The sequence below is a fragment of the Streptomyces fuscigenes genome (assembly GCF_021556455.1).
Taxonomy (GTDB): domain Bacteria; phylum Actinomycetota; class Actinomycetes; order Streptomycetales; family Streptomycetaceae; genus Streptomyces; species Streptomyces fuscigenes.
Genome location: NZ_JAKGCV010000275.1, coordinates 1 through 7,544, shown reverse-complemented (window position 1 = coordinate 7,544; position 7,544 = coordinate 1). Strand labels below are relative to the sequence as shown.

Below are 7,544 nucleotides of genomic sequence, written 5' to 3'. Positions count from 1 at the left end.
GGCCGCGCTCCGCGGACGGGGCCGCGCCATCGCAGGCGAGGACCGCCGGGGGAGTGTCCCCGCGGGCCCGGCCCGGAGCCGGCCCGAGGGGCCGGCGCCGCCGCCCCGGAGCGTGACACGCCTCACCGACCGGCGCCCACTCGTCCGGTCCGTACCCGTTTGACCTGCGGTAAGTACGGCCTTCCTTGCTGGCGGCGGGCGGTTTCCGTGCGTAGTTTCGAGTGCGGGAGGGGCCGTCGGCTCCGTACGGAACCGGGCTGCCCGCCCACGGGAAGGGGAACGGAATCATGGCTGTCTTCGAGGCGAACGCGACGCTGCACGACGCCCACCGCGACAACCACACCCACCGCGACGTGACCGGTGGCTGGCTGCGCCCCGCCGTGTTCGGCGCCATGGACGGCCTGGTCTCCAACCTCGCCCTGATGACCGGCGTCGCCGGCGGTGACGTCTCGACGCACACCGTGGTCGTCACCGGGCTCGCCGGGCTCGCGGCCGGCGCGTTCTCCATGGCGGCCGGCGAGTACACCTCCGTCGCCTCGCAGCGGGAGCTGGTCGAGGCCGAGCTGGCCGTCGAGCGCGCGGAGCTGCGCCGCAACCCGGCCGACGAGCTCGACGAGCTGGCCGCCCTGTACGTGTCACGGGGCGTCGAGCCCGGCCTCGCGCGCCAGGTCGCCGAGCAGCTGTCCGCCGACCCGGAGCAGGCCCTGGAGATCCACGCCCGCGAGGAACTCGGCATCGACCCCGACGACCTGCCCTCGCCCGCCGTCGCCGCCGTCTCCTCGTTCGGCTCCTTCGCCGTCGGCGCGCTGCTGCCCGTCCTGCCGTTCCTGCTGGGCGCCACCTCGCTGTGGCCCGCGGTGGCCCTCGCACTCGCCGGACTGTTCGCCTGCGGCGCGCTCGTCGCCCGGGTGACGGCCCGCTCCTGGTGGTTCAGCGGTGTCCGGCAGCTCGCGCTGGGCGGGGCGGCCGCGGCCCTCACGTACGGCCTCGGGACCGTCATCGGGGCCTCCGTCTAGGGAGCGTCCAGGGAGTGCCCGGGGCCGGAGCCGCGGTGACCGGCGACAACGCCGCGAGGCGCGGTGCCGGGGCACGCCAGCCCGGCACGATCCGAACGAGAGGCCCTACGTCCCTGGGCGTGCCGCGCGGCGGGGTGCGAAACTGGGCAGGCGCATCGTACGCACCTGTTACACGGCGGTTTCGGCTCCGCGATCCCGGGGCATGACCCGTTAGCGCCGCGGGCAATGAGGCCCGCGCCCCCGGACAGCCGCCGCACTGTCCGGCACACCGTGTGTCCGCCCTGGGAGCCCGTCACCTCGGGACCGAAGCGGGCATCCCCCGAGGTGTCCGCATGCTGGATAGAATCTTCCGCTTTTTGAGAAGAACCCCATCATGTAACCTGCACGAAATTTCTTTGGAGGGCCAACGTCGTCCCTCGGTACTTGCATATGCCACGACGACGACGGGAGAGCCGATGCGTTCCCACGCCTGGTCGCCCATGGACGGTCGCCCCGCCCCGCAGGGGATGTACGACCCGAGCAACGAACACGACGCGTGCGGCGTCGGCTTCGTCGCGACCCTCACCGGCGATGCCAGCCACGAGCTGGTCGAGCAGGCGCTGACCGTCCTGCGCAACCTCGAGCACCGGGGCGCCACCGGCTCCGAGCCCGACTCCGGCGACGGCGCCGGAATACTGCTGCAGGTCCCGGACGCCTTCTTCCGTGAGGTCGCCGGCTTCGATCTTCCCGAGGCCGGCGCGTACGCCGTCGGCACGGCCTTCCTGCCCGCCGAGGAGTCCGACGAGGGCGTCACGGCCGTCGAGGCCATCGCCGCGGAGGAGGGCCTGACCGTCCTCGGCTGGCGCGAGCTGCCCGTCGCCCCCGCGACGCTCGGCCTCATCGCACGCGCCACCATGCCGATCTTCCGGCAGCTCTTCGTCACGGACCACGCCAGCACCGGCATCGCGCTGGACCGCAAGGCGTTCGTGCTGCGCAAGCGCGCCGAGCGCGAGGCCGGGATCTACTTCCCGTCGCTGTCCGCGCGCACCGTCGTCTACAAGGGCATGCTCACCACCGAGCAGCTGCAGCCCTTCTTCCCGGACCTCTCGGACCCCCGGTTCGCCACCGCCATCGCCCTCGTGCACTCGCGGTTCTCGACGAACACGTTCCCGAGCTGGCCGCTGGCCCACCCGTACCGCTTCGTCGCGCACAACGGCGAGATCAACACCGTCCAGGGCAACCGCAACTGGATGCGGGCCCGCGAGTCGCAGCTCGCCTCCGGCCTCTTCGGCGACGGCGCCCTCGACCGGATCTTCCCGATCAACACACCGGGCGCCTCCGACTCCGCGACCTTCGACGAGGTGCTGGAGCTGCTGCACCTCGGCGGCCGCTCGCTGCCCCACTCGGTGCTGATGATGGTGCCCGAGGCGTGGGAGAACAACGACGCCATGGACCCGGCCCGCCGGGCCTTCTACCAGTACCACTCCACGATGATGGAGCCCTGGGACGGCCCCGCCGTCGTCTCCTTCACCGACGGCACCCAGGTCGGCGCGGTCCTCGACCGCAACGGCCTGCGCCCCGGCCGCTACTGGGTCACCGACGAGGGCCTCGTCGTCCTCGCCTCCGAGGTGGGCGTCCTCGACATCGACCCGGCCAAGGTCGTGCGCAAGGGCCGCCTCATGCCCGGCCGCATGTTCCTCGTCGACACCGTCGAGCACCGCATCATCGAGGACGACGAGATCAAGGCGACCCTCGCCGCCGAGCACCCCTACCAGGAGTGGCTGGAAGCCGGCGAGATCGAGCTGTCCGACCTGCCGGAGCGCGAGCACATCGTGCACACGCACGCCTCCGTCACCCGCCGCCAGCAGACCTTCGGCTACACCGAGGAGGAGCTGCGCGTCCTGCTCGCGCCGATGGCCCGCGCCGCCGCCGAACCCATCGGGTCCATGGGCACCGACTCGCCGATCGCGGCGCTCTCCGCCCGGCCCCGGCTGCTGTTCGACTACTTCACGCAGCTGTTCGCGCAGGTCACCAACCCGCCGCTGGACGCCATCCGCGAGGAACTCGTCACCTCGCTGCTGTCCTCGCTCGGCCCCCAGGGCAACCTGCTGGAGCCGACCGCCGCGTCCTGCCGCAGCGTGACCCTGCCCTTCCCCGTCATCGACAACGACGAGCTCGCCAAGCTCGTCCACATCAACGCCGACGGCGACATGCCGGGCATGAAGGCCGCCACGCTCTCCGCCCTCTACCGGGTCGCGGGCGGCGGTGAGGCGCTGGCCGCCCGCATCGACGAGATCTGCGCCGAGGCCGACGCCGCCATAGAGGGCGGGGCGCGCATCATCGTCCTGTCCGACCGGCACTCCGACGCCGAGCAGGCCCCGATCCCGTCGCTGCTGCTCACCGCCGCCGTGCACCACCACCTCATCGGCACCAAGCAGCGCACCCAGGTGGGCCTGCTGGTCGAGGCGGGCGACGTCCGCGAGGTCCACCACGTCGCGCTGCTGATCGGTTACGGCGCCGCCGCGGTCAACCCGTACCTCGCCATGGAGTCCGTCGAGGACCTCGTGCGCGCCGGCACCTTCATCGAGGGCCTGGAGCCCGAGCAGGCCATCCGCAACCTGATCTACGCCCTCGGCAAGGGCGTCCTCAAGGTCATGTCGAAGATGGGCATCTCCACCGTCGCGTCCTACCGCGGCGCGCAGGTCTTCGAGGCCGTCGGCCTCGACCAGGAGTTCGTCGACCGCTACTTCCACGGCACCGCCACCAAGATCGGCGGCGCCGGCCTCGACATCGTCGCGCAGGAGGTCGCCGCCCGGCACGCCAAGGGCTACCCCGCCTCCGGCATCTCCGCGAGCCACCGGAAGCTGGAGATCGGCGGCGAGTACCAGTGGCGCCGCGAGGGCGAGCCGCACCTGTTCGACCCGGAGACCGTCTTCCGCCTCCAGCACGCCACCCGCTCCGGCAGCTACGACATCTTCAAGAAGTACACCGACCGCGTCAACGAGCAGTCCGAGCGGCTGATGACGCTGCGCGGCCTGTTCAACATCAGCTCCGAGCGTGAGCCGATCCCGCTCGACGAGGTCGAGCCGGCCTCCGAGATCGTCAAGCGGTTCTCCACCGGCGCCATGTCGTACGGGTCGATCTCGCGCGAGGCCCACGAGACCCTCGCCATCGCGATGAACCGCCTCGGCGGCAAGTCCAACACAGGCGAGGGCGGCGAGGACACCGACCGGCTGCACGACCCCGAGCGCCGCTCCGCGATCAAGCAGGTCGCCTCCGGCCGCTTCGGCGTCACCAGCGAGTACCTCGTCAACGCCGACGACATCCAGATCAAGATGGCGCAGGGCGCCAAGCCCGGCGAGGGCGGCCAGCTGCCCGGCCACAAGGTCTACCCGTGGGTCGCCACCACGCGGCACTCCACGCCCGGCGTCGGCCTCATCTCGCCGCCGCCGCACCACGACATCTACTCCATCGAGGACCTCGCCCAGCTCATCCACGACCTGAAGAACGCCAACCCCGCGGCCCGCATCCACGTGAAGCTGGTCTCCGAGGTCGGCGTCGGCACGGTCGCGGCGGGCGTCTCCAAGGCCCACGCCGACGTCGTGCTGATCTCCGGCCACGACGGCGGCACCGGCGCCTCCCCGCTCACCTCGCTGAAGCACGCGGGCGGACCCTGGGAGCTCGGCCTCGCCGAGACCCAGCAGACCCTCCTGCTCAACGGGCTGCGCGACCGGATCGTCGTCCAGACCGACGGCCAGCTCAAGACCGGCCGCGACGTCGTCATCGCCGCGCTGCTCGGTGCCGAGGAGTTCGGTTTCGCCACCGCGCCCCTCGTCGTGTCCGGCTGCGTGATGATGCGCGTGTGCCACCTCGACACGTGTCCCGTCGGCATCGCCACCCAGAACCCGGTGCTGCGCGAGCGCTTCTCCGGCAAGGCCGAGTACGTGGTGAAGTTCTTCGAGTTCATCGCGCAGGAGGTCCGCGAACTCCTCGCCGAACTCGGCTTCCGCACGCTGGAGGAGGCCGTCGGCCGCGCCGAACTCCTCGACACCGAGCGGGCCGTGGACCACTGGAAGGCCCAGGGCCTGGACCTGGCGCCGCTGTTCCACGTGCCGGTCCTCGGCCGCGGCGCGGTGCGCCACCGCACCGTCGAGCAGGACCACGGCCTCGCCAAGGCCCTCGACAACGAGCTGATCCGCCTCGCCGCGGACGCGCTCGGCGCCGAGAGCGCCGAGGCCGCCCAGCCGGTGCGCGCGCAGATCGGCATCCGCAACATCAACCGCACCGTCGGCACCATGCTCGGCCACGAGGTCACCAAGCGCTTCGGCGGCGCGGGCCTGCCCGACGACACCATCGACATCACGTTCACCGGCTCCGCCGGACAGTCGTTCGGCGCGTTCCTGCCCTCCGGCGTCACGCTGCGCCTCGAAGGCGACGCCAACGACTACGTCGGCAAGGGCCTGTCCGGCGGCCGCGTCGTCGTGCGGCCCGACCGCGGCGCCGACCACCTCGCCGAGTACTCCACCATCGCCGGCAACACCATCGCCTACGGAGCCACCGGCGGTGAGCTGTTCCTGCGCGGCCGCAGCGGCGAGCGCACCTGCGTGCGCAACTCCGGCGCCACCGTGGTCACCGAGGGCGTCGGCGACCACGGCTGCGAGTACATGACGGGCGGCCGCGCGGTCGTCCTCGGCCCGACCGGACGCAACTTCGCGGCCGGCATGTCCGGCGGCATCGCCTACGTCATCGACCTCGACGCCGACAACGTCAACGCGGGCAACCTGTCCGCCGTCGGCCCCCTCGACGACACCGACCGCCAGTGGCTGCACGACGTGGTGCGCCGCCACGAGGAGGAGACCGGCTCCACCGTCGCCGCGAAGCTGCTGGCCGACTGGGAGTCGTCCGCCGAGCGGTTCACGAAGATCATCCCCACCACGTACAAGGCAGTGCTCGCCGCCAAGGACGCCGCCGAGCTGGCCGGACTCTCCGAGACCGAGACCACCGAGAAGATGATGGAGGCGGCGACCCATGGCTGACCCGAAGGGCTTTCTCACCACCGGCCGCGAGGTCGCCAGGACCCGGCCCGTCGCCGAGCGCGTCAAGGACTGGAACGAGGTCTACGTCCCCGGCTCCCTGCTGCCCATCGTCAGCAAGCAGGCCGGCCGCTGCATGGACTGCGGCATCCCGTTCTGCCACAACGGCTGCCCGCTCGGAAACCTCATCCCCGAGTGGAACGACTACGCCTACCGGGAGGACTGGAACGCCGCCATAGAGCGGCTCCACGCCACCAACAACTTCCCGGAGTTCACCGGCCGGCTGTGCCCCGCGCCGTGCGAGTCCGCGTGCGTGCTCGGCATCAACCAGCCGCCCGTGACCATCAAGAACGTCGAGGTCTCCATCATCGACAAGGCATGGGAGACCGGTGACGTCACCCCGCAGCCGCCCGAGCGGCTGTCCGGCAAGACCGTCGCCGTCATCGGCTCGGGGCCCTCCGGCCTCGCCGCCGCCCAGCAGCTCACCCGGGCCGGGCACACCGTGGTCGTGTACGAGCGCGCCGACCGCATCGGCGGCCTGCTGCGCTACGGCATCCCCGAGTTCAAGATGGAGAAGTCCCACATCAACCGCCGCGTGGAGCAGATGCGCGCGGAGGGCACCAAGTTCCGCACCGGCGTCGAGGTCGGCCGCGACACGGACGCCGCGAAGCTGCGCCGCCGCTACGACGCCATCGTCGTCGCCGCCGGCGCGACCGTCTCGCGCGACCTGCCCGTCCCGGGCCGCGAGCTGAACGGCATCCACTTCGCCATGGAGTACCTGCCGCTGTCGAACAAGGTGCAGGAGGGCGACCTCACGGTCTCCCCGATCACCGCGGAGGGCAAGCACGTCGTGGTCATCGGCGGCGGCGACACCGGCGCCGACTGCGTCGGCACCGCGCACCGCCAGGGCGCCCTGTCCGTCACGCAGCTGGAGATCATGCCGCGGCCGGGCGAGGAGCGGGCGGAGAGCCAGCCCTGGCCGACCTTCCCGATGCTCTACAAGGTCACCTCCGCGCACGAGGAGGGCGGCGAGCGGCTGTACTCGGTCTCCACCACCCACTTCGAGGGCGACGACGAAGGCAACGTCCAGTCGCTGCACCTCGTCGAGGTCGAGTTCAAGGACGGCAGGCTGAACTCCCTGGAGGGCACCGAGCGGGTCATCCCGGCCCAGCTCGTCACGCTCGCCATGGGCTTCACCGGCACGGACCAGGCCAACGGGCTGGTCGGGCAGTTCGGTGTGGAGCTCGACGCGCGCGGCAACATCGCCCGCGACGACGACTTCGCCACCAACGTCCCCGGCGTGTACGTCGCGGGCGACGCGGGCCGCGGCCAGTCGCTGATCGTCTGGGCGATCGCGGAGGGCCGCTCGGCGGCCCGCGCCGTCGACCGCTACCTCACGGGCGCCAGCGACCTGCACGCGCCGATCCGGCCCACGGACCGCGCCCTCGTCGTCTGACACACTGGGGCCCCGCCCCGGCGGCGCCCACGCGGCACCGGCCGCCGGGCCGGGCCGCAC

At 72.0% G+C, this 7,544-nt stretch carries 3 protein-coding genes; all 3 read left to right on the top strand.

Annotated elements, in window-relative coordinates; genetic code table 11:
- The first annotated feature begins 287 nt into the window (after nucleotides 1-287).
- The 3 genes from L1885_RS19775 (at nucleotide 288) to L1885_RS19765 (ending at nucleotide 7,484) form a co-directional block, all read left to right on the top strand.
- Nucleotides 288-1,016 carry a VIT1/CCC1 transporter family protein gene (locus L1885_RS19775; RefSeq protein ID WP_235798497.1) on the top strand — a complete coding sequence of 243 codons (729 nt, stop codon included), beginning with the start codon at nucleotides 288-290 and terminating at the stop codon, nucleotides 1,014-1,016.
- A 455-nt stretch (nucleotides 1,017-1,471) separates the two neighbouring features.
- Complete coding sequence (gene gltB / locus L1885_RS19770; RefSeq protein WP_235798496.1) at nucleotides 1,472-6,031, top strand: glutamate synthase large subunit; 4,560 nt, start codon at nucleotides 1,472-1,474, stop codon at nucleotides 6,029-6,031.
- Nucleotides 6,024-7,484: a glutamate synthase subunit beta gene (locus tag L1885_RS19765; RefSeq protein ID WP_235798495.1), complete on the top strand. Its 1,461-nt coding sequence runs from the start codon at nucleotides 6,024-6,026 to the stop codon at nucleotides 7,482-7,484. Before gltB ends, L1885_RS19765 begins: the two co-directional genes overlap by 8 nt.
- Nucleotides 7,485-7,544: the final 60 nt, after the last annotated feature.

What these genes read in the sequence shown, in the direction of transcription:
- L1885_RS19765 (WP_235798495.1), top strand. Translation starts at nt 6,024, where the DNA reads ATGGCTGACCCGAAGGGCTTTCTCACCACCGGCCGCGAGGTCGCCAGG.
- L1885_RS19775 (WP_235798497.1), top strand. Translation starts at nt 288, where the DNA reads ATGGCTGTCTTCGAGGCGAACGCGACGCTGCACGACGCCCACCGCGAC.
- gltB (WP_235798496.1), top strand. Translation starts at nt 1,472, where the DNA reads ATGCGTTCCCACGCCTGGTCGCCCATGGACGGTCGCCCCGCCCCGCAG.